We start from the raw sequence: 26,741 nt of genomic DNA on the forward strand, positions 1-26,741 counted from the left end.
AGCATGCCTTCACGATCGAAACGTGGGTAGGGTCTTGATGGTGTCCGGAGCCTTAAGCGCGTATCGCAGCTCGAGATCGGGAGCGGGCTTTCCTCCAATGACGGCAACGGTTTTGTCTGAGGTCTTTCGGAAAGAAAGAAAAATCAGACCCGCTGCCGGCCCGCTCGGACGGCCTCGACAATGTCGATGGCGGCCCGGACGCCGCCTTCTATATCCAAATTGGAGTTATCCAGCAAGTATGCATCCGTGGCCGGCTTCAGAGGCGCAATCGGGCGGTTCTGGTCGCGTTCGTCGCGCCTGATGATATCCGCCAGTACGGCGGCCTCATCGGCCACCTCGCCCCGTCCAAGAGCCTCCAGGGTGCGCCGGCGGGCGCGAACCCTGGCATCGGCCACGACGAAGATCTTCACGTCCGCATGGGGGCAGATCACGGTTCCAATGTCGCGGCCGTCGAGCACCGCTCCCGGCGGATCCTCGGCAAAACGCCGCTGGAAGTTCAAAAGAACCTCCCGCACCCGCGGGATGGCCGAGACTACAGAGGCCGCATCACCGACTTCCTGGGTCTTCAGCGCCGGATTGCCGAATTTCTCGGGATCGAGCTCACTGGCGACAGCCACGGCCTGCGCCTCATCGGTCAGGTCCGCGCCGAGATCGAGCATCGCCTTGGCGACCGCGCGATAGATCACACCGGTATCGAGGTGCCGGTAACCGTAATGGTGCGCAAGCCGTTTGCCCAGCGTGCCTTTTCCGGATGCGGCGGGACCGTCGATAGCAATGATCATGCGTTGTGCGTGCTCGTCTTGTCACGATGAATGGCGGTGGATCGGGAGCCAGGCTCGCGCGATCTGCGCGGGCTTAACATCCGTCTCCGGAAATATCCACGCCGGCTAGACTCAGGAAAAATCAGCACCCAGCCGACGCATCATCGGGATGAAATCGGGGAAGCTGGTCGCGATGAAGGTCGTGTCGTCGATGGTCACCGGCTTGTCGGAAGCGAGGCCCATGGCCAGCGCCGACATCGCGATACGGTGATCCATATGGGTGGCGACAAGGCCACCGCCGGCAACACGGCCATTGCCATACACGATAAGGTCGTCGCCAACGATCTCGACATTGACGCCATTGACCCGCAGCATCGCCGCAGTGGCTTCCAGACGGTCGGATTCCTTCACACGCAGCTCCTGCAGCCCGCGCATGATGGTCGTGCCCTCGGCGAAAGCCGCAGCTACCGCCAGCACCAGATATTCATCGATCATCGACGGCGCGCGCTCCGGCGGCACTTCGACGCCGTGCAGCTTCGAGGCAGTGATCCGGAACTGCGCCATCGGTTCGCCGGCATCGCCGCGGATATCGCTTTCCTCGATGGATGCACCCATCTCGCGCAGCGTCGTGAACAGGCCTGTGCGCAGCGGATTGGTCATCACATCGGTGAGCACGATCTCCGAGCCCGGCACGATCAATGCCGCGACCATCGGGAATGCTGCAGAGGACGGATCTGCCGGCACCACGACATCGGCGCCCTTCAATTCGGGCTGGCCAGTCAGCGTGATCTTGCGACCGTGCGCGCCTTCTTTCTCGGAGACGATCTCGGCGCCGAAATGCTTGAGCATCAGCTCGGTGTGGTCCCGACTGGCCTCTGTCTCGATCACCGTGGTGGTGCCAGGGGCCGACAGGCCGGCCAACAGCACAGCTGACTTGATCTGGGCGGAGGCGACCGGAGTGCGATAGACGATCGGCAGCGGATCACGCGCGCCTTTGATCGTCAGCGGCAGACGCCCCCCGTCCTGGCTCGCGGTGACCTTGGCGCCCATCAATTCCAAGGGATCAACGATCCGGCGCATCGGCCGGCTGCGCAGCGACGCATCGCCATCGAACGTCGCCTCAATGGGGCAGCCTGCGACGGCTCCCATCACCAACCGGCATCCGGTACCGGAATTGCCGAAATCCAGCGGCGCCTTTGGCGCGGCGAAGCCGGCAACGCCGACGCCGTTGACCTTCCACGCAAAATCGCCCGTTCGTTCGACCCTGGCGCCCAGTGCCTGCATCGATTTGGCGGTATTCAGGACGTCCTCGCCCTCCAGCAGCCCCGTGATCCGGGTCTCGCCGACCGCCAGCGCGCCCAGAATAAGGGCCCGATGCGAGATCGACTTGTCACCGGGCACCCGGGCGCTACCACGCAGGGCGCCGGATTTTCGCGCTGTCAGCGGTGTCGGCTGGGCGGCGGCTGTGTCTGATTGGGTCAAGATTGTGTTCCTTCGCGCAGGCGGCTCGTAGCATATGAGCCACGCTGCGTCACGCAGCGGTCATTCTCACGCAAACCGCTATTGACAGGGGCGCGTCAACTAGCCAAGTGAAGCACCGTTTTTCAAAAAATCCCCAGGACCCTTCACGTGGCCAAATCCGATCTCGGAACCAAACGCATTTGCCCCACGACGGGCAAGAAGTTCTACGACCTCAACAAGAGCCCGGTGATTTCGCCGTATACGGGCGAGGTCGTGCCAATTGCGCCGATTGCGCCGCCGCGGACCCGCGCGGATGCAGCCGCACGCGCAGCTGCAGCATCTGCCGCCGCGGAAACTCCGGAAGCCGCCGAGAGCGAAGAATTGGTCTCGCTGGAGGAAGCCGACGCCGAGGAGAATACCGGCAAGAAGGCTGCGGTGCTGGAATCCGAGGACGATATCGAAGTCGATGACACCATCGATGACGATGAAGACGATGATTCGACCTTCATTGCCGACGAAGAAGAAGGCGATGAGGACGTGACCGACATCATCGGCGACGTCTCGGGCGACGAAGAAAGTTAAGCTCAGAAGAGACTTGAGATCACTCCTGATATGTGATCTTGGTTTGCCGCGCGACGCCCTACCCAGTGCGTCGCAGGTATTGGGGCCATAGCTCAGCTGGGAGAGCGCTTGCATGGCATGCAAGAGGTCGGCGGTTCGATCCCGCCTGGCTCCACCATCCTTCGCTCGCTTCGCGAGCTGCGGCTCGGCGAGCCGCACCAACCAATCCTCGTAGAGAATGACCGCGCTAATCCCCCAGCGCTGCGTTCAGCCGATCACGTAGCGCCACGAGTTCATTTTTCATCGCGGCCATTTCGCCGACCGTGCAGGCTGACGCCGCAAGGATCCCCTGCGGCACGGCCTTGGCTTTTTCACGCAGCGCCTGACCTTGCGCCGTCAATGCGATCAGCATCTGCCGCTCGTCTTCGACGCTGCGGGTACGTTTGATCAGGCCGGCCGCTTCCAGACGCTTCAGCAGTGGCGTCAGCGTGCCAGAATCGAGAAACAGCCGCTCGCCGATATCCTTGACCGGGACATTGTCGTGCTCCCACAGCACCAGCATCGCCAGATATTGCGGATAGGTCAGCTTCAGCCGCTCCAGCAGCGGCTTGTAGACGCGGTTGAACGCGTGGCCGGCTGAATAGACGGCAAAGCAGAGCTGGTTATCGAGCTGCAATAGCGGATTTGGTGCGGGTTTCTTGGCCATGGTTATCTCCGGAGCTTATCTGGCCACGGGTAATCCCAGACCCAAACCCCTTCACGATCAGTTGAGCACAATTCGATTGCCTCGTCCATTTTATGTATTGCGCGCAATCTAATTGTGCGCAATTATGATAGGGCAAGACGCAAACAACGAGGAGACGACAATGTCTGTGAATGTGCTCTACAAGACCAGCGCCAAGGCAACCGGCGGCCGCGATGGCCACGCCGCGACTCTCGATGGCGCGCTCGACGTCAAGCTCACCACGCCGAAGGAACTCGGCGGCGCAGGTGGCGCCGGCAACAATCCCGAGCAACTGTTCGCGGCCGGCTACGCCGCCTGCTTCATCGGCGCGATGAAGTTTGTGGGCTCGCAAGGTGGCCCGAAGGTACCGGCCGACGTGTCGGTCACGTCCACCGTCGGTATCGGCCCGCGCTCAGCTGGCGGTTTCGGCCTCGATGTCGAACTCGCGGTCTCGCTGCCGAGCCTGCCGCGTGCAGAAGCCGAGGCGCTGGTCGAAAAGGCGCATCAGATCTGCCCGTATTCCAACGCCACCCGCGGCAATATCGACGTTCGCACCGTCGTGGTGTGATCGATCTCGCAAATTGATCTTGGTCCCGCAGATATTCCGCCGGGCGACGCAAATCCAAAAGGGCTCGGCCATTGGCCGGGCCCTTTTCTGTTCGCCTGACGGCACCCTTACACCTGCCCATAGCGGCCATCCCGCGGTTGGGCATTGCCGCTACGGCGGAAGCCAGCTAGCTCTGACAGACCCCGACATGCCCTTCGCGATGCGTTGGGCATATCCGCAATACACGTGAGAGAAGGCTGACTTGATGAGCTTGCCGATAGCTCCCGGCGCAATTGCCGGTCTGCGCGTGATCGACCTGTCACGCGTGCTTGGTGGACCCTACTGCACCCAGATCCTGGCCGACCACGGCGCCGACGTCGTCAAGGTCGAACCGCCCGCCGGCGACGAGACTCGCGACTGGGGCCCCCCCTTCCACGACGACGACGCGGCCTATTTCATCGGCACCAACCGCAACAAGCGCTCGATCGGTCTCGACCTCGCCTCCGAGGGCGGCCGTACAGTGCTGATGCGGATGCTCGAAAATGCCGACGTGATGATCGAGAACTTCAAGCCCGGGACGCTCGACAAATGGGGCATCGGCAACGATTTCCTGCGCGAAAAATTCCCGCAGCTGATCCATTGCCGCATCTCCGGCTTCGGCGGCGATGGCCCGCATGGTGGCCACCCCGGCTATGACGCGATCATCCAGTCGATGGTCGGCCTGATGGCATCGACCGGCTCGCAGGAGAGCGGCCCGACCCGCATCGGCGTCGCGCTCGTCGACATGGCGACCGGTCTCTATGCCTGCGTCGGCATCCTGATGGCGCTGGCCGAGCGCGCCAAATCGGGTCTCGGTCAATTCGTCGAGGCAACATTGTACGAAACCGGTCTCGCGATCATGCATCCGCATACCGCGAACTACTTCTACAACGGCGGCAAGCCGCCGGCGCTGACCGGCAACGAGCATCCGAACCTGGTGCCCTATGCCGTGTTCGCTGCCCGCGACGGCAACATCTTCATGGGCGTCGGCAATGACGGCACCTTCCGCAAACTGTGCCGCGAACTCGGCAAGCCGGACCTCGGCACGGACGTGCGCTTCGCACGCAACCGTGACCGCGTGCAGAATCGCGATGCGTTGCGGGCCGAGCTGGAAGCGATCCTGAAAGATCACGACAGCGCGCCGCTGTGCGAGCGCCTGCTCGGCGCCGGCCTCCCCGCCGGTCCGGTGCAGTCGATCGACAAGGCGCTGGCCAATGCGCATACGAAGCATCGCGGCGATATCATCGAGAAGGACTGGTACAAAGGCGTTGCCTCGCCGGTCCGCTTCGATCGCACCAAAGCGAGCCTGCGCCGCGTGCCGCCGAAGTTCAACGAGCACTTCAACGAGATCCTCACCGAGTTCGGCTACTCCGGTGATGAGATCAAGGAGCTGGTCGCCAAAGGAACCGTGAGCGGCTCCGAGCGCAAGCGATAAAAACAACACGGGGCTGCGCGATCCGCAGCCCCGTTCGTCTTCGACTTTTTGCGGCTTCCCAACGCCGCCATTTCCCGCCTAGCATCCGCGCCGTCAAAATGTCGCATGCACGTCATCCGGCGCAGCTTTGTTGCAACGAGACGATGACGGCTAACGGGAGAAACTGGATGATCCGCCCCCAATTCGCACTTGCCACTTTGTTCGCATCCACGCTGGCGCTCGCTTCGCCCGCGCATGCGGTGACCGAGATCCAGTGGTGGCACGCGATGACCGGCGGCAACAACGACATCGTCAACAAGCTCGCGGCTGACTTCAATGCCAGCCAACCGGACTACAAGGTGATCCCGACCTTCAAGGGTAGCTATCCCGACACCATGAATGCCGGCATCGCCGCGTTCCGCGCCGGCACCGCGCCGCACATCCTGCAGGTCTTCGAGGTCGGTACCGCGACCATGATGAGCGCCAAAGGCGCCGTCAAACCTGTCTACCAGCTGATGAAGGATGCGGGCGAGCCGTTCGACCCGAACAACTATCTGCCCGCGATCACCGGCTACTATTCGACATCGAAGGGCGAAATGCTGTCGTTTCCCTTCAACTCGTCGTCGATGGTGATGTGGGTCAATCTGGATGCGCTGAAGAAGGCCAACATTGCCGAGATTCCCAAGACCTGGCCCGAAGTGTTCGAGGGCGCCAAGAAGCTCAAGGCGGCCGGCTATGCGACCTGTGGCTTCTCCAATGCCTGGGCGACCTGGGCCAATATCGAGCAGTTCTCGGCATGGCATAACGTGCCGATCGGTACCAAGGCGAATGGACTCGACGGCTTCGACACCGAGTTGAAGTTCAATTCGCCGCTGCATGTTAAACATTTGCAGACACTGATCGAATTGCAGAAGGACAAGACCTACGATTATTCCGGTCGCGCCAATGCCAGCGAGAGTCGCTTCGGCTCCGGCGAATGCCCGCTGTTCATGACCTCCTCCGGCTATTACGCGACGGCGAAGGGCACCGCCAAATTCGCCTTCACGTCGGTGCCGATGCCTTACTACCCCGAAGCTGCCGGCGCGCCGCAGAATTCGATCATCGGCGGCGCCTCGCTATGGGTGATGGGTGGCAAGAAGCCCGACGAATACAAGGGCATTGCGAAATTCTTCAGCTTCCTGTCCGACACAGATCGTCAGGCCAAGCTGCATCAGGAGTCAGGCTATCTGCCGATCACCAAGTCCGCCTATGAAAAGACCAAGGCCGACGGTTTCTATGACAAGAACCCGATCCTACAGACCCCGCTGAAGGAGCTGACCAACAAGGAGCCGACCGAAAATTCGCGCGGCCTGCGGTTCGGCAACATGGTGCAACTGCGAGATATCTGGTCCGAAGAAATCGAGGCTGCGCTGGGTGGCCAGAAGACGGCACAACAGGCACTCGACACCGCCGTGAGCCGCGGCAACGCCATGTTGCGAACCTTCGAAAAGACTGCGAAGTAATATTCAAGCGGACGCTGTCGTTGCCCGCCCTCGTGCGCAATTGCGCGCTTGGACCGGGCGATGACATGAGCAGAATGAGGCTGCTTGCTGGGGCACGACGAACTGCATGGAAAAGTCCGCGGTCTTCAAGGGTAAGCTGCTGCCATATCTGTTGCTCGTGCCGCAGCTGGTCATCACCCTGGTGTTTTTCTACTGGCCGGCCAGCCAGGCTGTCTGGCAATCGTTCCTGCGCGAGGACGCGTTCGGCCTGAACTCGGAATTCATCGGGCTGGAGAACTATCAGGCGCTGCTTGCTCAGCCGGAATACTACAAAGCAATGGCGACGACAGTGGTGTTCTCGTCGCTGGTCGCGGCGCTTTCGCTGTCGATCGCGCTGCTGTTCGCGACCCAGGCCGACAAGAACCTGAAAGCGGCACCGACCTTCAAGGTCATGATGATCTGGCCCTATGCGGTGGCTCCCGCGGTCGCCGGCGTGCTGTGGCTGTTCATCTTCCACCCGACGCTCGGCACCATGGCCCGGCCGCTGCGCCTGATGGGCTTCAACTGGAATCCAATGCTGAACGGCAATCACGCCATGGCGCTAGTCGTCATGGCCGCGGTGTGGAAGCAGATCGCCTATAATTTCCTGTTCTTTCTGGCCGGCCTGCAGGCGATCCCGCGCAGCGTACTCGAGGCCGGAGCGATCGACGGCGCCGGACCATATCGGCGATTCTGGACGATCACCTTCCCGCTGCTGTCGCCGACCACGTTCTTCCTGCTGGTCGTCAATGTTGTCTATGTGTTTTTCGACACCTTCGGCATCATCGACGCCGTCACGGGTGGTGGGCCGGCTGGGGCGACGACCACCATGGTCTACAAGGTCTATGCCGACGGCAGGCTCGGCGGCGACCTCGGCGGATCGGCAGCGCAATCGGTGATCCTGATGGTTATCGTGATCGCGCTCACGGCCATCCAGTTTCGTTATGTCGAGCGCAAGGTGCAGTACTGATGGTCGAGCACCGCCGCTGGAACGACATCCTCGCTTACGCGATCCTGACACTCGGCGTGTTCATCGTCGTGTTCCCGGTCTATGTCGCACTGATCGCCTCGACCCATGACGCAGCGACGGTGGTCAACGGCAACATGCCGATGCTGCCGGGCAGTCATACGCTGGAGAACTACTACCGCGCGATTTTCATCGGCGGATCGCGCGCCAGCCGCGAGCCGGTCGGCCACATGCTGATGAACTCGTTCGTCATGGCAATGGGCATCGCGCTCGGCAAGATCGTGATCTCGATCCTCTCCGCCTATGCGGTGGTGTATTTCCGTTTTCCGTTCCGCCAGACGGCGTTCTGGATCATCTTCGTGACGCTGATGCTGCCGGTCGAGGTCCGTATCTATCCGACCTACAAGGTGATCGCCGATCTGAAGATGCTCGACACCTATGCCGGGCTGATCCTGCCGCTGATCGCATCAGCCACCGGCACGCTGCTGTTTCGCCAGTTCTTCATGACCGTCCCCGATGAATTGCTCGAAGCCTCGCGCATCGATGGCGCCGGTCCCTTTCGCTTTTTCAAGGATACGCTGCTGCCGCTGTCGGTCACGACGATGGCAGCGCTGTTCGTGATCCAGTTCATCTATGGCTGGAACCAGTATCTGTGGCCGCTTCTGATCACGACGCAGGAATCCATGCAGACCATCGTCACCGGCATCAAGAAGATGCTGACGACGACGGATGAACTCGCCGAATGGCAGCTCGCGATGGCGACAGCGATCCTTGCGATGGTGCCTCCTGTCGCCGTGGTGGTGTTCATGCAGCGGCTGTTCGTGCGCGGCCTGGTCGAGACGGAGAAGTAAATTCAGATGGCCAATGTTTCGCTGCGCAACGTCCGCAAGACCTATTCCGGCGGCTTCGAGGCCATCAAGGGCATCGATTTCGAGATCGGCGACGGCCAGTTCTGCGTGCTCGTCGGGCCAAGCGGCTGCGGCAAGTCGACCTTGCTGCGCATGGTTGCCGGCCTCGAAACCGTCACCTCCGGCGAGGTCGATATTGGCGGCCGTATCGTCAACGAGATCGAGCCGGCGGATCGCGACATCGCCATGGTGTTCCAGAACTACGCGCTCTATCCGCATATGAGCGTCTACAACAATATGGCTTACGGCCTGCGCAACAGGGGCATGCCGAAGCCGGAGATCGATACGCGCGTGCGCGAAGCCGCGCAGACGCTCGAACTCGCCGGCATGCTCGATCGCAAGCCCAGACAATTGTCCGGCGGGCAGCGCCAGCGCGTCGCCATGGGCCGCGCCATCGTCCGGCAGCCGAAAGTGTTCTTGTTCGACGAACCACTGTCGAATCTCGACGCCAAGCTGCGCGTCGCCATGCGGGTCGAAATCCGCAAGCTGCAACGCCGCCTCAAGACGACGTCGATCTACGTCACCCACGATCAGTTGGAGGCGATGACGCTCGCGGATATTCTGGTGGTGATGAATGGCGGCCAGGTCGAGCAGATCGGCAGTCCCCTCGATATCTACCGCAAGCCGGCAACCACTTTCGTCGCCTCCTTCATCGGCGCGCCACCGATGAACCTGATCAAGCTGAGCGGCGATGAGATCCGTACCCAGTTCGCTGGCGACAGCCGCAGCGCTGCCGAGGCCGGTATCCTGGGCGTCCGGCCGGAAGACCTTGCGATCTCCGGCGAGGCGACAGCCGACGGCGGCATCACGCTGAACCTGACGGTCGAGGCCATCGAGCGGGTGGGCGCGGAAACCTTCGTCTATGGCACCCGCGCGCGGGCCGAGAAGGCCGTCAGCGCCACTCCGGGCGAGCTGCCCGAGGGCGAGGTCATCGTGCGTATCCCCGGCCAGGATGCCCCGGCCATCGGTGCTGCGATCCGCGCCACGGCTCCCCGCGACAAACTGCACCTGTTCAGCGCTGACGGCCGCAACCGGATCGATATCTGATCCCTAGGGATCGATATCCGATCCGTTTCAAGGCCTTAGTAACGGTTTCCCTGCAATTTAGGGGTGCTTGAACCGGGCTTTGGCATGCCCATATTGTTGATTGACCTGTTGGCAGAGTGCCGATTGGCCAGGGGTGCCGTAAGGGCCCCTCAAAGTCGCTTCGAGAGGGCTTTGTAGGTATGTCTCGTGTTCCTTCGTTATCCAGTCCGTTCCTTTTGGGATTCGACGAGATTGAGCGTGCGCTCGATCGCGTCGTCAAAGGCGCCGACGGTTATCCTCCTTACAACATCGAGCGGTGCGACCGGAACAATGGTCAACCCGAACGCCTGCGGATCACGCTGGCGGTCGCAGGTTTCACCCGCGATCAGCTCGATGTGACCACTGAGGAAAACCAGCTCGTGATCCGGGGCCGCCAGCAGGACGACAAGACCCGGCAATACATCCATCGCGGCATCGCCGCGCGCCACTTCCAGCGCACATTCGTGCTGGCAGAGGGGATGCTGGTGCTGGGTGCGGATCTGAAGAACGGGCTGTTATCGGTTGATCTGGCCAGGCCTGAGCCTGAAAGGGTCATTAAGACAATCGCTATCAATGAACACGAATAATGCATGACGCGACAAACTGATCAGGTCATGCATCCTGAGTATGGAACGAGTAGCGGACTCGACCGCTTGATCTCATAGAAGGAGTCGAGACGATGACTGAAGTTGTTACGATCAATGAAAACGCCGCCGTCACCACCGAAGCATTGGCGCATCTGGGCGAAGGTATGATCGCCTATGTAAAGCCGGTTCGCTCGGAAGATGTGCCGGGACTGTTTCCGCAGGCGCCGGAGATTGCGCCGGGACTGCAGCTCTTCGCGCTGCACGCCGCCGACGGCACACCAATCATGCTCACCGACAGCCGCGAAGCGGCGATCGCGAATGCATGGAGCCAGGAATTGCAGGCCGTCAGCGTTCACTAACGCCGACTGGCTGAGATGCAGACGTCAGGATACGCGGTGACAGCCGCGTATCCCAATGTCCGGTATCCCAGTTTCCAAACGACGATCATCACGCGCAGGTGCTCGGCCTCCATGACGCGGTATCTGTTTAACCCGTCGTCAACATCGTGAACGCAACATCAGACGCAATCGATTCGCACAGGTGCGCCAGCCACCGTTGCCATCTGAAAAATTTATCCCCCCATCAGTAGCAATCCGTATATCCGACGCGATGGCATCATTGCGCCTGATCTCTGCTGCCGTTTCACGGAAGAAAATGGTGACCACGCATTCACCATGACTTGAGAAAATCTGGTCATGTTGAGATTCGAGGTCGCCATGAATGGATCGACACAAGCCGAGATCGTTCAAATCGAAGACCTGCTGCGGAGCTTCGGTGCAAAGGTCACCGCTCCAGAGGTACAGGTGGCTGCGCCAAGCCGCTCCTGGAGTTTCGATAGTCGGCCGGTGATCGCAGCCTGTTTCGCGCTCTTCGTTTTTGCACCGGGCTGCGCTGCGGCCGCCGTGTTCCTGATGCGCGTCGACGGCACCGTCCCTCCGATTATCGCGCCCGACAGCAATCCTCCTTTCGTAACCAAGTCAGACCGCTTGCCGCTCGGGCAATGGAGCATCGAGGCAGTTCAGACCCTCGGCACTCTAAATAACGCACGCCTTGCGGCGGCTGCAGCACTCGCAGATCCTGTATTTCTCTCACCAATCCTGATCCGCGGCAGCCTCGAGGACGGCACGCTCACGACCTTCGCCGAGCCTGCGGTCATGCCTGGGCCGACCATGCTGCCGTCAAAGCTGCGGGTGCAGCGTGACGTCCGGCGCCCCAAGCCACCCAAACTCGTCGCCGACATCACTCACCCTGAGCCGCCACAACCAACCTTCTTCGAAAAGCTGTTCGGACGACGTTTCAACTAGCTCAGTCACTCTTCTCACAAGCGAGGAACACAATGCAAAACACTGCCGCGATGAACTCGGACGTCAAAGCTCTCCTCACTTTGCTGTTGCTCAAGACCGGCACCAGTTCGCCGGAGATTCACAATGCTCTGCAGCTTGCTGCCGCATCGCGGGTAATGATGGCGGAAGAATATGCCAATCCGATGCGCATGCAGGGCACAGAAGCTTCAGGTAGCAACGTCGCCAAGCTTCGTCCCGTAGCCGCCGTCAACGTTCCTGAAACGTCAGCGGCCGTGCGACGCATGAAGCAGAGCGCAGACGCGATGAATTCCGACGTCAAGGCGCTGCTGACGCTGCTGCTGCTCAAGAGCGGTGCGGATTCCAACGAGATCCAGACAGCACTGCGGATGGCAGCATCGTCGCGCGCAGTCGCTGCAGCGGAAGAAGCAGAATCGATCCGTGCCGAAACGCAGGCTGAAGCTGCCTCTGCAGCCATGACCGAGCTCGCATCGATCACCGCGCGGCAGGCGGTGCGCAACGAGTCGCTCGCTCCAATCTCGGCCAAGGAATTCGCGGCATAAGCCGGCGAGGCCAACTAGCCTTCCATTTCCACGTAAGCAAGGATCTGGTTCGGAACAGAAAATCGCCCGGTCCAACCGGGCGCTTCCAGCGTAAGCTGCGGGGCGAGATGGTTAGGCGGCTGTCGCTGGCGGCAAAGCGAGCACCGAATAGATCGCCTGCGCGTCACGGGAAGCACGCAGTTTCTTGGCAACGTCCTGATCGCGCAGCAGACGTGCGATCCGCGCCAGCGCCTTCAGATGATCGGCGCCCGCACCTTCCGGCGCCAGCAGCAGAAACACCAGATCGACCGGCTGGCCGTCCATGGCCTCGAAATCGATCGGACGCTCAAGGCGTGCAAACAGCCCAAACAGCTTGTCGAGCTTCGGCAACTTGCCATGCGGAATGGCGACGCCATAGCCCACGGCCGTCGTGCCGAGCTTCTCACGCTGCAACAGCACCTCGAAAACGGCGCGGTCGTTCTGACCGGTGAGCGCGGAAGCGCGCGCAGCGAGCTCCTGCAGCGCCTGCTTCTTGCTGTTGACCTTCAACGCCGGGATTATCGCCTCGGGCGCGACCAGATCGGTAATCGTCATTGACCGTTCCGAGGATGTTTGACCGTCAGCGGGTAGTTAGAACAAAAACCGGCAGCGTCAAGAAAGACTGGAAAGGGGCATCGTTCCCTGTGGCGGAAAACGCGCCGGGCGCGAACGCCCGAACGTACTCTAGCACCGGAACCCCCCATGCGAAATCCATTGACCGGTATAACCTGTCAAAGGCGGCGGACCATAGGGAGGGGCCGTTTGGGCGTCAATGCTGTTAAACAGAATTGGCCGTCAGGACGGTTTAACCACCGGAGGATCGACCCAACCCACGTTACCGTCCCCCCGTCGATAAACGATATTTAGCCGGCCGGTACTTCCGTGCTGAAATACCACGACGGCAGCGCCGGTAAAGTCGAGTTCCATGACAGCTTCGCTCACCGAGAACCGCTTCAGCGACCTGGTCGATTCGGCAATGATGACCGGATCGTAGCCACTGTCGGCATCCCCCTCATGATCGGGCGCCTCAAGGATGTAGCTCGGCGCGTCCAAAGTAGGGGCCGTGAGTTCGGCCATCGCCTGATTTTCAGCATGCGACTTGCGCGCGGAACGATCCTTCAGCCGGCTCTTGTAGCGACGCAAACGTTTCTCGATCTGAAGCAGCGCCTGATCGGCGCTGGCGTAAGCATCCGCTGCATTGGAGTCCGCTTCGAGCGTAATTCCGGAATCAAGATGCAACGCACAATCGGTGCGGAAGCCGAAGCCGTCTTTGCTAAGCGTGATGTGACCGGAATAGTTGCCATCGAAATATTTGCGGAGGACCTCATCGGTCCGCTCGCTCACGCGGCCTCGCAAAGCGTCTCCGACATTGATGCTTTTTCCCGAGATACGAAGGGTCATGCTGATGCCTCGATTCTTCTGCCTTGAACCGACAGTATCCCGTTTCCACGGGAGTGCAATCAAGCTGGTGCAGTGTCGCGGGATCGGTCGGGTGTCCTATCGGACGGAGTGGTGGGTGCCGTGAGTGCATTGCCGAGCATACTCTGCTTGTCGCGGCGGCGCTGGACCGAAGACGGGATACGCATGGCTTCACGGTATTTGGCAACGGTACGGCGCGCGATATCAATTCCGGCTTCGCGCAAGCGTTCCACGATCGTGTCATCCGAAAGAATAAGAGAAGGACTTTCTCCATCAATCAATTGCTTGATGTGATGTCGCACCGCTTCGGCCGAATGCGCTTCGCCACCATCAGCCGACGCGATCGACGCCGTAAAGAAGTATTTCAATTCAAAGCTGCCGCGATTTGTCGCCATGTATTTATTGGCGGTGACGCGCGATACCGTCGATTCATGCATTTGAATGGCATCAGCAACCGCCTTGAGATTCAGCGGCCGCAGATGCGCAACACCCTGCGTGAAGAAGCCATCCTGTTGCCGGACGATCTCGGTCGCAACCTTCAGGATAGTCCGCGCGCGCTGATCGAGCGCGCGCACCAGCCAGGTCGCGTTCTGTAGACAATCAGTGAAGTACGACTTGTCGCCATCCTTACGGATCGTTTTCGACAATTCGGAATAATAAACCTGGTTCACGAGAACGCGCGGCAGCGTGTCGCTGTTCAACTCGACATGCCAGCCGCCATCAGGACCGGGCCGCACGTAAACATCAGGTACCACGGTCTGCGTCCGCGCCGAGCCAAACTTCAGACCGGGCTTCGGATCGAGCCTGCGAATCTCGCCGATCATGTCGGTCAGATCTTCGTCGTCGACGCCGCAGATTTTTCTAAGATTGCCGATGTCGCGCTTGGCCAGAAGATCGAGATGCTCGACCAGTGCCTGCATCGCGGGGTCGTAGCGGTTCTGTTCACGCAACTGGATCGCGAGACATTCGCTGAGGCTGCGCGCGCAGACACCCGGCGGGTCGAATTTCTGCAGCGCGCCGAGAACGCTTGCGACATCGTCAACAGAGGCGCCCAGCCGCTCATGCACGTCGCCGAGATCTTGCGGCAGATAGCCGGCCTCATCAACGAGATCGATCAGATACTGACCAATCATGCGCTGCACAGGCGATGAGAACGCCACCGCGAGCTGTTCGGCGAGATGGCTGCCGAGCGTCACTTCCGCGGCAACGAAGGCCTCGAGATTGTAGCTGTCGTCGTTGGAAGCGCCGCCACCCCATTCGGTATAGGCGGTCGGAGCAGCGTCTTGTGCGTTGCGTGCGGCGGCTTCGGCCGGCTCTTCGGAGAAGACGTTGTCCAGCCCGGTATCCAGGGTCTGTTCGATCTCGGCGCGGGTGCCGAGCTCGCGGTTCATCCACTCGTCGGGCGCCGGCGCATCGAAGCTGTCGCCGCCTGAACGATCGGAAAAATCGGAATGGTCGCCACCATCGTCGTGGCCGGAGGCATAGCCCGCCTCGTCTTGGCTCGAAAACTCGCTGCGCTCGGGGCTGGCCTCCCCGGCCACCGGCGGCTCAGGACCGTCGCTAGCGCGTTCCAGCAGCGGATTGCGCTCCAGTTCATCTTCGACAAAGGTTGCGAGATCGAGATTCGACAGCTGCAGCAGCTTGATGGCCTGCATCAGCTGCGGCGTCATCACCAGCGACTGGGATTGCCGGAACTCTAGTCTCTGCGTCAGCGCCATGGAGGCAAAAACCGATCCAAAAGTTGGTCCGTTTCTTGCTTATCTCTTTCCCGGCCTGATGTACACGGCTTGACGAATTGTAAATTTGGTCTAGAGGCGGAATTCCTCGCCAAGGTAAAGGCGACGCACGTCCGGGTCAGCCACGATCTCCTCAGGAGATCCTTCCGTCAGGATTTCACCAGCATAGACGATGTAGGCGCGGTCTGTCAGCCCCAGCGTTTCGCGCACGTTGTGGTCGGTGATGAGGACGCCGATGCCGCGATTGGTCAGGTGACGGACCAGGTCCTGAATATCCCCCACCGCAATCGGGTCGATGCCGGCAAAGGGCTCGTCGAGCAGCATATAATTCGGCCGCGTCGCCAGCGCGCGCGCAATTTCAACGCGGCGGCGCTCACCGCCGGACAGCGCGATCGACGGCGACTTGCGCAGTCTCTGGATGTTGAACTCTTCGAGCAGCCCGTCGAGCTCGCGCTCGCGCTTCTTGCGGCTGGGCTCGACGACTTCCAGCACCGCACGGATGTTCTGCTCGACGGTAAGACCGCGAAAAATCGAGGCTTCCTGCGGCAGATAGCCGATGCCGAGGCGCGCACGTTGATACATCGGCAGCTTCGTGACGTCGTGACCGTCAAGCTCAATGGCGCCGCTGTCGGGCTTGATTAGGCCGGTGATCATGTAGAACACCGTGGTCTTGCCGGCGCCGTTCGGTCCGAGCAGGCCGACGGCCTCGCCCCGGCGCACATAGATGCTGACGCCGCGGGTGACCTGGCGTGAACCGAAGCTCTTTTTGACGTTATGGACGGCCAGATAGCCTGCACGCGGGGTCGCTTTTGGCGCGGCAGCGCCGTTGGTTCTGGGTCGTGGCGGGGCCTTGTCGGGACGGCGGGGCGGCGTAGGCTGTGGGGCACGCGGCGCATCCCCCCGGGCCTGCGGAACCTGGGGCGTATCGGCCGGAGCGGTGCGCACGAGCGGCGGCGCCTCACGGCTGGGATTGCCCAGCATGTCGCCGAGCGCCGTGATGTCGACCGGCGACCGCGCAAAACCCTGCGGACCGCGTTTCGGAGCGCGCCGACGGAACATGCCGAGGAAATCAACCATTCGCGCTTCGATCAGCCTCTAAACGTCATCCGCGCCAGGTCGCGGCATGTTCGATCACTGGGAACAGCATGGCGGACTAGATGTCCCTTGCCCAGCCGAACGCCAAGCCTTCCATGTCGATTAAAACAATGGCGATAACGGGTTACGCGGCGAGATTCAATCGGATCCGGCTCGCCTCTATTGGTAAGCCCTTCGATTTACTTGGGTTTTCCGCCTCCGGGCCCGGGTATGATGGAGGTCGGGCCACCACCCTTCTGCTGGCCGGATGACTCGAACATGCCCTGAACCCTGCCGCTATTGGATTCGACGCGTGACGTGCCCGTGGTCATATCCACAGTCAGACGATCGCCGCGCAGCACATTCTTGCCCTGGGTGAGCACAACATTGCCCTGCATGGTGACGAGATTGGTCCGGGTATCGAACACCGCCGTCTCGCCGGTGACGACCTGGTCTTTCTGGGTGACGATGACGCCGCCGCGCGCTTCGAGCCGCTTGATCGCCGACGAGCCGCCAGGGCCCGGCTGCGCCGCCTTGATCGGCGCCTTGGGCGCAGCCTTGGCAGCCGGCTCGTTCGCGGAGCCGCCGCCGTCATAGAAGACCACGAGAGTCTTGGACTTCATCGTGGTGTCGCCCTGCACGACCTTCACATCGCCTGCGAAGGTCGCCTCCTTTTTCTTGTCACGCATTTCCAGAGATGCGGCCTCGATCTGAATGGGCTGATCGCGATTCTGCGAGAAGCCCTGCATCGCATTCGGCACACCCTGCACCGCGCTCTGCGCATGTGCATCGGCTGTCAAAGCCAGCAGGAGCACGGCGATCGCAGCGCCGGTCACCCCGCGGAATCGGACATTACTGACGGGAAAAATCATCACATTCATTTCGCGTTGGCGCGCTTGCCGTTGGCGGCCCGCGGCTTCACGGGCTCCGGCGCGACTTCGGGCTCTGCCACGGTCTCAGGCTGAGCCGAAGCATCCGGCGAAGGCGGGTCCATCTTTAGGTTCATCGACACACCGCCCTCGAACCGGACCAGCTCACCATGTTCCGTGATGCGCATCCGTTGCCCGAGCAGAGTACCATTGAGAAGTTTGACATCGACCGGTTCGTCCGACGTGACGGTGCCATTGGCAATATCAATGTTCGCCTGAGTCAGCCGGGCTTCGTAGCCGGTCGTCGTTTGCAGGAAAACGTCCTGGTACAGATAGAGCATCTGCGCCTTCGAATTAAACTTGCCGGTGCGGGCATCCATCGTCATCGTCGACTTGTCTTCCATCATCACCTTGGCGCGCAAGGTTGTCAGTTCGACATTGTCGGGATCAGTCAGATCCTGCGTCGCGGCCTTGGCCCATAACTCATATGGCCGCCCGTCCGGCGAGAAACCGGCCAGATGCGGCGTCTCCATGGTGATCTTGGTGCCCGAAACGACCAGATTGCCCATGTCGAGCGGCAATTTGGCGAGGATCCGGAACGGATTGAAGATCGACACGCCGACAATTGCCGCCATCGACAGGATCACGACGGCAGGGACAGCAATCCGCAGCAGACGCACCAGACGGCTATGGCGTGCCGCGGCCCTGAACCGCGCATCCATGCCCGCCTGATAGCTGGGAACCTGAACTGAACTCACCGTCGCTCCAACGGGCCATGCCGAAAAGGGCCACACCGAAAGGCCTGCCAAACCTGCGCCAGTCTATGCTGAAATGCACCGGTTTGCAGCCCCGCCCCACCAGAACGAGGAGTATGACCGAAACGCGGCGGGAGGGACCCTGAACTGTTTCAGAAAGTCACTTCGCCGCAGGCCGGTCACGAATGAGCGAAAATGTCCTCGTTTTCCCAGCCCGAGAGGTCCAGTTTGGCCCGGGTCGGAAGGAAATCGAAACAGGCCTGCGCCAGTTCGGTGCGCCCCTCTCGCGTCAGCATGACGTTCAGCCGCTCGCGCAGTCCATGCAGATGCAGCACGTCCGACGCCGCGTAGGATAGCTGGGCCTCGCTGAGGGTCTGACTGCCCCAGTCGCTCGACTGCTGCTGCTTCGACAGATCGACGCCGAGGACTTCGCGGACCAGATCCTTGAGACCGTGCCTGTCAGTATAGGTACGGCACAGGCGAGAGGCGATCTTGGTGCAATAGACCGGCTCGGGCATAACGCCGAGTGCGTTGTAAAGAGCCGCGAGATCAAACCGGGCGAAGTGGAAAATCTTGGTGACTTTGGGATCGCCGAGCAGCTTCTTCAGGTTTGGCGCGTCCGTGTGGCCCATCGGGATCTGCACGACATCGGCACTTCCGTCACCGGGCGAGAGCTGCACCACGCATAGCCGGTCGCGATGCGGATTGAGACCCATGGTCTCGGTGTCGATCGCAACCGAATCGGTGTAGCGGCTTAAATCCGGCAAATCGCCGCGATGCAGGCGGATGGTCATGTCTGGTCAAATGCCTCTGTCAGTGCCCGCGATTCGAGGGCTTTGGGTGACTTTACCGCGCAATGGCCGGGCTGACGAGAGATACGCTCCCTCAGGTTTCGCCTGCAGCAAAAAGCTGACAGACTGAGCGGGCCATTCATCCATCGCGCTAGCGGGCAGAGGTTGCAGATGAACGTCGCACAGCAGCGCTTGCCCCGTTTCGCGGTCCTGATCGATGCCGACAACACGTCCCCGCAGATCGCCGGCGGCTTGTTCGAGGAAATCTCCAAATTCGGCGAAGCCAGCGTTCGCCGGATCTACGGCGACTTCTCAAGTCCGCAGCTCAGATCCTGGGCCGACATCCTGCAAAAACACGCCATCGATCCTTATCAACAGTTCGCCTACACGAAGGGCAAGAACTCATCCGACATCGCGCTGGTGATCGACGCGATGGACCTGCTGCATAGCGGGCGGTTCGACGGCTTTTGCCTGGTGTCCTCCGACAGTGACTTCACACGTCTCGCCTCACGGCTGCGCGAGCAGGGCGCTGACGTCTACGGCTTCGGCACGCGGAAAACACCCGAGAGTTTTCGGCAGGCATGCCGGCGCTTCATCTATACGGAGAACCTGAGATCCGAGCGCGCGGCGGCAAGCACGGAACAACCATCAAAGCCGGCAGCCTTGCAAAGCCCCGCTGCCGCAGTTCCGATTCTGGAAAAAGTGGTATCCCAACTGAGCAACGAAGACGGCTGGGTCAATCTGGACCGGGTCGGAGAACAACTTCCGAACACCGTGTCCGACTTCGACGTCCGCACCTACGGCTTCAAGAAGCTGAGCGACCTGGTGCGCAAAATGGAGACATTCGAGGTCGGAGAGGGCTCGACCGGACGTTTGCGACTTCGGATCAAACCGAAGACGGCCACGCCGGCCGAGGAGAAACCTTCCGAAGAAGCAGCGGTCGCGCCACAAAGAAAGCGCGCCCCAATCAGGAGGAGACGCGAAACGGCTCAGGCCGGATCGAAATAGTGGATTTCCATCAGCACGCAGCCGCCGATCGACTTGAACGGGCCGTGATAGGCGCCGGGCGGACGGCAGGCATAGGTGTTCGGCTTGAAGGACTCGCCGCCATTGCCCTGCTTGTCATTGCCGACGATCAGGTCGCCGGTAAACAGGAACACTTCTTCCCAATATTCGTGCACGAACGGTTCGGTGGTGTAGACGCCCGGCTCGAAACGCAGCAGGCGGGTGCGGCTACCACGCTTGTTCACTTCGTCGAGCGCCCCGGACAGGATCTTCTGCTGGATGCCTGCCGGATAACCCGCGGGCGTCTCCCATCCCGAGGACATATCGACGGTGCGGAATTCATCGTGAAGTTTATTAATGGCCATAGTCAATGTTCCTGAAGGGACAGATCAAGCGACAGCGCGCGGCGAAGCAGCCGGCGCCATCGAGGTGGAGACTTCATCGGCAAGGTCATAGCTGGACAGCATCTTGTCGAGCAACGCTGCAGACCGCATCCAGTCATAGGTGCGGAAGGCGTGGCCCTTGGTGACGAAGGTCGCGCCGGCGAAAAACATCTCGTATTGCGAGTGACGCGAGGCGAATTCGGAGCCGACCGCATCCCAAGCTAGCTTGTAAAACTTGACCTTCTCGGTCGCGCTGGCAGCGGGGGACTGCTGGGTCTTGCCGATCAGACGCGCCAGTTCCGGATTGGCGAAGTCCTTCACCGAGGACGGCAGCATAATCATGCCGCCGCCGGCGAGTTCGCGCAGCGTATTGATGACCTTGGAATAGAGTTGCTGGGTAAGGACCTGTGCCGAATACAGCATCGCCCGGTCTGGCACATAATAAGCGCCGCGCTGGGTGCCCTTGGTCTCCATCGCGACGACGAAGGCTTCGACCATCGACACTTCGGCTGCGAGCTGACCTAGCATTTCCCTGACCTGCGGGAAGCCGGCGATGCCGTTGGTCTCGGCGGTCCGGTGCGCGATCCCGATCAGGAAGCGCAGCTTCACCGAAAGCCGGATCATGGCCTGATAGTTCTGATACACATGTGCCGGGGTCGCGTGGAACTGCTTCTGGCACATCGCGATGTCATCAACGATGAACACTCGATCCCAAGGCACCTTCACGTCGTCGAAATACAGCACGGCATCGTTTTCATCGAAGCGGCTCGAGAGCGGATTGTCGAACACCGACGGCGACGCGGCTTCATAGGACTTGCGCGACAGGACCTTCAGACCCTTGGTGTTCATCGGAATCGCGAAAGACACCGCGTATTTCTCGTCGCCGGGTTGCAGCGGCTGGATACAGGTGACGAACACCTCGTTGGCCATGATGCCGCCAGTGGCCAGCATCTTGGCGCCACGGATCGTCAGGCCCTCGGCATCGCGCGACAACACGCCCGCCGACAGGAACGGATCGGCCTGCTCGGCCGCGCTCTTGGAACGGTCGGCCTGCGGGTTGATGATCACATAAGTAAGGTAGAGGTCGTTGTCGCGGGCGTAGCGATAGTAATCCGCCAGCGCCTTGGCGCGATCCTTGTCGTAGGCCTCGAATACCTCGACGCCCATATACATACCGGCGATGCAGGAGGCGACGTGATCCGGCGCGCGGCCCATGAAGCCGGCATGCAGCTCGGTCCAGGCTTCCAGACCGCGGCGGCGATTGACCAGCGCATCATAGCTGCCGGGCAATTCCCAGATCCGGTTGGCGCGGGTGCCGGTTTCAGTCTCGAAAGTCATCAGCTCGCGATTTTCCGGCGCACTCTGGAAATCGAACATCCGTCCGATCGAAGCCACTGCACCCCGGAACGCCGGATGAATGGTCACGTCATCCACCAACTCGCCATCGAGATAGATTTCGCGGCCGTCGCGCAGGCTCGCGATGTGCTGTTCGCCGGTCTTGATCATGGGTTGCCTCGATCACTTTCAGTCATGGGTAGCATTCTCAGGTGCATTATTTCAGTAGTGCATCGGCAGCGGCCATTCCGGGCTGCGCTCGGTACTTGCAAGGCTGCGATAGGCCCCACGGAAGAAGACCAACGGCTCGTTGGCTGGATAGGCGCTGAACTTCACCACCCGGCCGACGAAGATCACATGGTCCCCGCCGTCATATTGCGCGTATGGCGCGCATTCGAAGTGCGCGAGCGCGCCGGCGATCAAGGGCGCAGCCTCATGACCCAGCGTATGTTCGACCGCCGCCCACTTGTCGCCGAGCGCCCTGGCGAACTTGTTCGACAGATGTTCCTGATCGCGGCCGAGGATATTCACGGCATAGCCCTTGGCCTCGGTCATCGCCTTGAGACTGAAGGCTTTGCGGTCGATCGAGAACAGGATCAGCGGCGGGTCCACCGAGACCGAGTTGAACGAACTCATGGTCAAACCGATCGCCTGGCCATCGGCCGCTTCGGCCGTGATTACGGCGACGCCGGTGGCAAACTGTCCGAGCGCCTGTCGGAAGGCGCGGGGATCCACGTCCGCAGTGGCGCCCATGGTCATCTCCTGATCGCGAAACCTGAACGACGCGCATTAGCTTTATAACAAAGCTATATTATCGAACGAAAGCTCGCGCTGTCAAGCATGGCTGGCCCGCTATCAAAACGCACTGGTTCCAACTTGTTTGTGCGTAACGCCGCCGCTATACGACTCATAGGTGTGCGGGGACCTGATGGCGATTAAAAGCAAATCACGTAAAATGAAGGTAGAACCAACGATTTCGCGGCCACAATTGATGGTCGACGGATCGGATCGGGCCTTCCGTCAATTTGTCCATGACACATTGGCGTTTTCGGCGCGGCTTCAGGCTGTGCGCGGGCAACTCGGGGCAGTGATCGGCCTGTCCGGCACGCAATACACCGTGCTCATCGCCATTGCTCATTTGAGCGGCACAGATGAGAAGATCGGCGTCAATCAGGTCGCCGAGCATCTGCACTTCAGCGGCGCGTTCATTACCATCGAGATCAACAAGCTGGTATCAAACGGCCTTGTTGAAAAAGAGACCGATGAGGAAGACCGCCGCCGCGTCATTCTGACCATCACGCCGAAAGCGCGCGCGCTGCTCAATGAATTGGCACCCGTTCAGCGTCCGGTGAACGATATGCTGTTTCGCAGCATGTCGGCTGCGGATTTCGAGCGAACGCGCAAGCTGATGTCGGAGATGGTGGACGCCGCCGACGAGGCGATCCGGCTGCTGGACTACAACGCACCGGCATCGGTCGCCCGGCAGACCAAATAACCTGCTGTTTGACGGAGTTTGTCGCTGGCTATTCGCCGGCGCGCAGCCGATAGCCGATACCCGTTTCGGTCAGGACAAATTGCGGGCGCTCCGGATCAAGCTCAATTTTTTGACGCAGCTGGCGTACATAAACGCGCAGATATTGTGCGTCCGTGAGTTCGTCCCACAATTCCTTCAGCAGAAACCGGTGAGTCAGCACCTTGCCGGCATGCTGCACCAGGACCCGCAGCAACTCATATTCCTTCGGTGACAGTTTCACCTCACGGTCACCGACCTTGACGATGCGGCGCACCAGATCGACCGACAACTCGCCGGATCGGAATACCGGCCGCTCGCCATGAACCTGCAGCTGATGCCTGAGCGCGGCTCGCATGCGCGCCAGCAGCTCATCCATGCCGAACGGCTTGGTGAGATAGTCGTCGGCGCCAAGATCGAGCGCCTGCACCTTGCCCGCTTCGTCGCCGCGGCTGGACAGGACCACGATCGGCACGCTGTCATCGCGCGCGCGAATCATCTGCAGCAGGTCGTGGCCCTGGATGTCCGGCAGGCCGAGATCGAGGATGATCACGGCTGGCTTCTCCGCCAGTTTCTCCAGCGCGATCTTGCCGTTGCTGGCCTCCAGGACGTCATAACCCTGGGTGCTGAGGCCCATGCGCAGCAATTTGCGGATCGGCGGCTCGTCATCGATGATCAGGACCTTGATGGCAGCGGTGTTCATGCGGCGGTGTCCAGAGCTTCGGAGGCCGGCGGGATGGGAAGGCGGATGATCAGCACGGCGCCTGATCGGTCGGCCCGATTGGTGGCCGAGATAGTGCCATGCATTGCCTCAACAAAGCCCCGAGAGATCGCAAGGCCGAGGCCGGTACCCGCCCGAACGTGATCGCCCTTGTTGGCGCGATAGAATTTATCGAACACCTGCTCGAGATCCGCGGGTGGAATGCCCGCACCTTCGTCCATCACCTGCAGCGAGACCGACTCCTTGTCGCGTATAGCCCTGATCGCGATGGTGGTGTCATCCGGGGCATATTTCGCGGCATTATCAAGCAAGTTGAACAACACCTGCTCGAACAGTACCGCATCCAGCTCCAGCATCGGCAGGTTTGGCGCCAGATCGAGCGCGACGGGATGCCTGCTGAGGATCTTGCCGGCCCGGCGCAGCGCGCTGCCGACAATCTCGGTGAGATCCTGCAGCGTTGCATTGGGCACCACGGCACCGGACTCCAGCTTGGTCATATCCAGCAGATTGGCGATGAAGCGGTTCAGCCGCTCGGATTCGTCGATCACCGTGCCGAGCAGATCGGCCTTCTCGGTCTCGCTGAGCTTCGACGACAGATCGCGCAGCGTGGAAGCCGCGCCGAGTACGGAGGCCAGCGGCGTCTTCAGATCATGCGAGATCGAGGTCAGCAGCGCCTGGCGCAACCGATCGGATTCGACGTTGCGCTCGGCGCGGTCCATGTCTTCGACGAGCTGCACGCGCTCGATGGCTAGTGCGCTCTGATCCACAAGCGCATCCAGCAACCGGCGCTGGTCCGGCGTCAGCAGCGGACCTGTACGGTCGTCGTCGATGCCGATCACACCGATCGGTCCACGACCGGTGCGCATCGGCAGAAACAGCCGCTTCGCGCCGGGCAATGTCTCGGAGCCACGACCGGCCGGGCGATCGTTGCTCCAGGCCCAGTTGGCAGCGGCCAGATCCGCCTTGTCCAATTCATCCTCAGGGGGATAGCCCGCTTTGACGGTGATAACGCCCTGTTCCGGCAGCAGAAGCACGACGCGCACCTTGAGCATCAATGCGATCTGATAGGCGCTCGCCCACAGCACATCGTCGAGTGCCGCCGTGCCCGCCAGCTTTCTGCTGAAAGCATAAAGCGACTCGGTTGTTCGCACGCGGCCGAAGGCCGAGACGGCCTGCGTGCGCACCCGCGCCGCGACATTGGACACCAGAATAGCGATCAGCATGAAGAAGAAGAACGCCGCAACATTGGTCGGGTCGGTGATAGTGAGCGTATATACCGGCGGCAGGAAGAAGAAATTATAGCTCAACGATGCCACGACGCTCGCCAGCAGCGATGGCCAGAGACCAAAGCGTACGGCGACGCCGACCACGGCGGTGAGAAACATCAGATCGACATTCTCGATGCCGAAGATCGGACGCAACAGTGTTGCAGCCGCAAGAGCCACCGCCACGACGGCAAACGCTGCAAAATAGGGTTTGGCATCGAACGGCTCGACGCGATCGGCCATCTGTGCGCGCTTCGCGGCGGGTTCGGCCGGCAGTGCATCACCGGCGATGACGTGCACGCTGATATTGCCCGAGCGCCTGACGAGATCATGGACCACCGAGCCGCGCACCAGTTCGAACCACCATGACCGCGATGCCTTGCCAATCACGATCTGGGTGACGTTGTTGGCATGGGCATAGCCGAGCAGATCGTCGGCAATCCGCCGTCCAGCCCCCGGAATCGTCAGGGCTTCGGCACCAAGCGCTTCGGCGAGCCGCAGCGTATCGGCCAGCCTGTCGCGCTGTTCCTCAGTAAGCTGAAGGCTGCGCCGCGTTTCGATACTGACTGCCGTCCATGGCGCATGCAGCCGATCGGCAAGACGCTTGGTGTAGCGCACCAGCCCGGCCGACCGCGGATCCTCACTGATACAGACCAGAATGCGTTCACCGGCAGCCCAAGGGCCGGCAATGGCATTGGCCTGCATATGCGTGAGCAATTGCTCATCGACCCGGTCGGCCGTCCGTCGCAATGCAAGTTCGCGCAGCGCCGTGAGATTGCCGGGCGAGAAATAATGCTCCAGCGCGCGCTCGGCCTGTTTGGGAACGTAGACTTTGCCTTCCTTCAGGCGCTGAATCAGATCGTCCGGCGTCAGATCAATCAGCTCGATGGCGTCGGCACGATCGAACACCGAATCCGGCACGGTCTCGCGCACCCGCACATGGGTGATCTGTGCGACCACATCATTCAGGCTTTCGATGTGCTGGATATTGACTGCGGTATAGACGTCGATCCCCGCAGCAAGCAATTCCGCGACGTCGAGATAACGTTTCGGATGCCGGCTGCCGGGCGCATTGGTATGGGCGAGTTCATCGACCAATGCGATCTGCGGGCGCCGCGCGATCAGCGCATCTAGATCCATTTCCTCGAGTTGCTGACCCTTGTGGTCGATGCGCTTGCGGGGAAGCACCTCAAGGCCGATCAGCAGCGCCTCGGTCTCGGCGCGCCCGTGGGTCTCGACTACGCCAACCACCACATCGACACCCGCCTTGCGCCTGGCATGGGCGCTTTGCAGCATCTCGTAGGTCTTGCCGACGCCGGGGGCGGCGCCGACAAAAATCTTCAGCCGCCCGGCCGCAGCTTCCTCGCGCCTTGCTGTTTCCAGCAAGGCCTCAGGCGAAGGTCGGTGATCGGGATCGCGGCGCTGATTTGCCATAAGGCAAT

General features: G+C 61.1%; 28 protein-coding genes and 1 tRNA gene. 14 read left to right on the forward strand and 15 right to left on the reverse strand.

Going from position 1 to position 26,741, the window contains the following annotated elements:
- Nucleotides 1–143: 143 nt before the first annotated feature.
- Nucleotides 144–782 (reverse strand): (d)CMP kinase, encoded by a 639-nt coding sequence (gene cmk / locus AB8A33_RS26400; RefSeq protein ID WP_093757876.1) that lies wholly within the window; start codon nucleotides 780–782, stop codon nucleotides 144–146.
- Nucleotides 783–893: 111 nt separating this feature from the next.
- On the reverse strand, nucleotides 894–2,243 hold the full coding sequence (aroA, locus tag AB8A33_RS26405) for a 3-phosphoshikimate 1-carboxyvinyltransferase (RefSeq protein WP_439095490.1): 1,350 nt from the start codon (nucleotides 2,241–2,243) through the stop codon (nucleotides 894–896).
- Nucleotides 2,244–2,390: 147 nt separating this feature from the next.
- On the opposite strand from aroA, the gene AB8A33_RS26410 reads away from it, so the two are divergent.
- Entirely contained in the window at nucleotides 2,391–2,804 is a 414-nt protein-coding gene (locus AB8A33_RS26410) for a TIGR02300 family protein (RefSeq protein WP_068730321.1), read from the forward strand.
- Between the two features lie 81 nt (nucleotides 2,805–2,885).
- Nucleotides 2,886–2,961 (forward strand) — tRNA-Ala (locus AB8A33_RS26415).
- A 69-nt stretch (nucleotides 2,962–3,030) separates the two neighbouring features.
- On the opposite strand, the gene AB8A33_RS26420 is transcribed toward AB8A33_RS26415, so the two are convergent.
- Nucleotides 3,031–3,489, reverse strand: a complete 459-nt coding sequence (locus AB8A33_RS26420; RefSeq protein WP_439095491.1) for a MarR family winged helix-turn-helix transcriptional regulator — start codon at nucleotides 3,487–3,489, stop codon at nucleotides 3,031–3,033.
- 160 nt (nucleotides 3,490–3,649) lie between these two features.
- Between AB8A33_RS26420 and AB8A33_RS26425 the strand changes: the two genes are divergently transcribed.
- From AB8A33_RS26425 to AB8A33_RS26470, 10 genes are all read left to right on the forward strand, one after another.
- Nucleotides 3,650–4,075, forward strand: a complete 426-nt coding sequence (locus tag AB8A33_RS26425; RefSeq protein WP_439095492.1) for an organic hydroperoxide resistance protein — start codon at nucleotides 3,650–3,652, stop codon at nucleotides 4,073–4,075.
- A 244-nt stretch (nucleotides 4,076–4,319) separates the two neighbouring features.
- The gene (locus AB8A33_RS26430) at nucleotides 4,320–5,528 is read left to right on the forward strand and encodes a CaiB/BaiF CoA transferase family protein (RefSeq protein WP_439095493.1); all 1,209 of its coding nucleotides are present in this window, start codon (nucleotides 4,320–4,322) and stop codon (nucleotides 5,526–5,528) included.
- 167 nt (nucleotides 5,529–5,695) lie between these two features.
- Nucleotides 5,696–7,009 (forward strand): sn-glycerol-3-phosphate ABC transporter substrate-binding protein UgpB, encoded by a 1,314-nt coding sequence (ugpB, locus tag AB8A33_RS26435; RefSeq protein ID WP_439095494.1) that lies wholly within the window; start codon nucleotides 5,696–5,698, stop codon nucleotides 7,007–7,009.
- A gap of 106 nt (nucleotides 7,010–7,115) precedes the next feature.
- Nucleotides 7,116–7,997: a sn-glycerol-3-phosphate ABC transporter permease UgpA gene (gene ugpA, locus AB8A33_RS26440; protein WP_439095495.1), complete on the forward strand. Its 882-nt coding sequence runs from the start codon at nucleotides 7,116–7,118 to the stop codon at nucleotides 7,995–7,997.
- On the forward strand, nucleotides 7,997–8,845 hold the full coding sequence (gene ugpE, locus AB8A33_RS26445; RefSeq protein ID WP_439095496.1) for a sn-glycerol-3-phosphate ABC transporter permease UgpE: 849 nt from the start codon (nucleotides 7,997–7,999) through the stop codon (nucleotides 8,843–8,845). The genes ugpA and ugpE overlap by 1 nt, the downstream gene beginning before the upstream one ends.
- Nucleotides 8,846–8,851: 6 nt before the next feature.
- Nucleotides 8,852–9,949 (forward strand): sn-glycerol-3-phosphate import ATP-binding protein UgpC, encoded by a 1,098-nt coding sequence (locus tag AB8A33_RS26450; RefSeq protein ID WP_439095497.1) that lies wholly within the window; start codon nucleotides 8,852–8,854, stop codon nucleotides 9,947–9,949.
- Between the two features lie 179 nt (nucleotides 9,950–10,128).
- Complete coding sequence (locus tag AB8A33_RS26455; RefSeq protein WP_116659550.1) at nucleotides 10,129–10,554, forward strand: Hsp20 family protein; 426 nt, start codon at nucleotides 10,129–10,131, stop codon at nucleotides 10,552–10,554.
- A 92-nt stretch (nucleotides 10,555–10,646) separates the two neighbouring features.
- Nucleotides 10,647–10,913, forward strand: coding sequence for a DUF1150 family protein (locus AB8A33_RS26460; RefSeq protein ID WP_439095498.1), 267 nt, complete (start codon nucleotides 10,647–10,649; stop codon nucleotides 10,911–10,913).
- Between the two features lie 357 nt (nucleotides 10,914–11,270).
- Complete coding sequence (locus tag AB8A33_RS26465) at nucleotides 11,271–11,858, forward strand: hypothetical protein (protein ID WP_439095499.1); 588 nt, start codon at nucleotides 11,271–11,273, stop codon at nucleotides 11,856–11,858.
- Between the two features lie 32 nt (nucleotides 11,859–11,890).
- The gene (locus AB8A33_RS26470) at nucleotides 11,891–12,418 is read left to right on the forward strand and encodes a hypothetical protein (RefSeq protein WP_439095500.1); all 528 of its coding nucleotides are present in this window, start codon (nucleotides 11,891–11,893) and stop codon (nucleotides 12,416–12,418) included.
- Nucleotides 12,419–12,529: 111 nt separating this feature from the next.
- Here AB8A33_RS26470 and ptsN read toward each other — a convergent pair whose 3' ends face one another.
- From ptsN to AB8A33_RS26505, 7 genes are all read right to left on the reverse strand, one after another.
- The gene (gene ptsN, locus AB8A33_RS26475) at nucleotides 12,530–12,991 is read right to left on the reverse strand and encodes a PTS IIA-like nitrogen regulatory protein PtsN (RefSeq protein ID WP_068730308.1); all 462 of its coding nucleotides are present in this window, start codon (nucleotides 12,989–12,991) and stop codon (nucleotides 12,530–12,532) included.
- Nucleotides 12,992–13,231: 240 nt separating this feature from the next.
- Nucleotides 13,232–13,837, reverse strand: a complete 606-nt coding sequence (hpf, locus tag AB8A33_RS26480) for a ribosome hibernation-promoting factor, HPF/YfiA family (RefSeq protein WP_439095501.1) — start codon at nucleotides 13,835–13,837, stop codon at nucleotides 13,232–13,234.
- 59 nt (nucleotides 13,838–13,896) lie between these two features.
- A complete protein-coding gene (gene rpoN / locus AB8A33_RS26485) occupies nucleotides 13,897–15,573 on the reverse strand; it encodes an RNA polymerase factor sigma-54 (protein ID WP_439095502.1) in 1,677 nt (558 codons plus the stop codon).
- A 90-nt stretch (nucleotides 15,574–15,663) separates the two neighbouring features.
- A complete protein-coding gene (gene lptB, locus AB8A33_RS26490; RefSeq protein ID WP_439095503.1) occupies nucleotides 15,664–16,668 on the reverse strand; it encodes an LPS export ABC transporter ATP-binding protein in 1,005 nt (334 codons plus the stop codon).
- Between the two features lie 197 nt (nucleotides 16,669–16,865).
- On the reverse strand, nucleotides 16,866–17,537 hold the full coding sequence (locus AB8A33_RS26495) for an LptA/OstA family protein (protein WP_439096070.1): 672 nt from the start codon (nucleotides 17,535–17,537) through the stop codon (nucleotides 16,866–16,868).
- Nucleotides 17,538–17,542: 5 nt separating this feature from the next.
- Nucleotides 17,543–18,292 carry an LPS export ABC transporter periplasmic protein LptC gene (gene lptC, locus AB8A33_RS26500; protein ID WP_439095504.1) on the reverse strand — a complete coding sequence of 250 codons (750 nt, stop codon included), beginning with the start codon at nucleotides 18,290–18,292 and terminating at the stop codon, nucleotides 17,543–17,545.
- 176 nt (nucleotides 18,293–18,468) lie between these two features.
- Nucleotides 18,469–19,083 carry a ribonuclease D gene (locus tag AB8A33_RS26505; RefSeq protein WP_439095505.1) on the reverse strand — a complete coding sequence of 205 codons (615 nt, stop codon included), beginning with the start codon at nucleotides 19,081–19,083 and terminating at the stop codon, nucleotides 18,469–18,471.
- Nucleotides 19,084–19,251: 168 nt separating this feature from the next.
- On the opposite strand from AB8A33_RS26505, the gene AB8A33_RS26510 reads away from it, so the two are divergent.
- On the forward strand, nucleotides 19,252–20,088 hold the full coding sequence (locus AB8A33_RS26510) for an NYN domain-containing protein (RefSeq protein WP_439095506.1): 837 nt from the start codon (nucleotides 19,252–19,254) through the stop codon (nucleotides 20,086–20,088).
- On the opposite strand, the gene AB8A33_RS26515 is transcribed toward AB8A33_RS26510, so the two are convergent.
- From AB8A33_RS26515 to AB8A33_RS26525, 3 genes are read right to left on the reverse strand one after another with little or no spacing between them, the layout of a single operon-like run.
- A complete protein-coding gene (locus AB8A33_RS26515) occupies nucleotides 20,070–20,450 on the reverse strand; it encodes a cupin (protein ID WP_439095507.1) in 381 nt (126 codons plus the stop codon). The genes AB8A33_RS26510 and AB8A33_RS26515 overlap by 19 nt on opposite strands.
- A 24-nt stretch (nucleotides 20,451–20,474) precedes the next feature.
- Complete coding sequence (locus AB8A33_RS26520) at nucleotides 20,475–21,974, reverse strand: 4-hydroxyphenylacetate 3-hydroxylase family protein (RefSeq protein WP_439095508.1); 1,500 nt, start codon at nucleotides 21,972–21,974, stop codon at nucleotides 20,475–20,477.
- Nucleotides 21,975–22,025: 51 nt separating this feature from the next.
- Nucleotides 22,026–22,556 (reverse strand): flavin reductase family protein, encoded by a 531-nt coding sequence (locus AB8A33_RS26525; RefSeq protein WP_210269356.1) that lies wholly within the window; start codon nucleotides 22,554–22,556, stop codon nucleotides 22,026–22,028.
- A gap of 160 nt (nucleotides 22,557–22,716) precedes the next feature.
- On the opposite strand from AB8A33_RS26525, the gene AB8A33_RS26530 reads away from it, so the two are divergent.
- On the forward strand, nucleotides 22,717–23,298 hold the full coding sequence (locus AB8A33_RS26530; protein ID WP_439095509.1) for a MarR family winged helix-turn-helix transcriptional regulator: 582 nt from the start codon (nucleotides 22,717–22,719) through the stop codon (nucleotides 23,296–23,298).
- 28 nt (nucleotides 23,299–23,326) lie between these two features.
- Here AB8A33_RS26530 and AB8A33_RS26535 read toward each other — a convergent pair whose 3' ends face one another.
- Nucleotides 23,327–24,016, reverse strand: coding sequence for a response regulator (locus AB8A33_RS26535; protein WP_439095510.1), 690 nt, complete (start codon nucleotides 24,014–24,016; stop codon nucleotides 23,327–23,329).
- Complete coding sequence (locus AB8A33_RS26540; protein ID WP_439095511.1) at nucleotides 24,013–26,733, reverse strand: DUF4118 domain-containing protein; 2,721 nt, start codon at nucleotides 26,731–26,733, stop codon at nucleotides 24,013–24,015. Before AB8A33_RS26540 ends, AB8A33_RS26535 begins: the two co-directional genes overlap by 4 nt.
- Between the last annotated feature and the right edge of the window lie 8 nt (nucleotides 26,734–26,741).

Origin of the sequence: Tardiphaga sp. 813_E8_N1_3, assembly GCF_051811025.1 — a bacterium.
Taxonomy (GTDB): domain Bacteria; phylum Pseudomonadota; class Alphaproteobacteria; order Rhizobiales; family Xanthobacteraceae; genus Tardiphaga.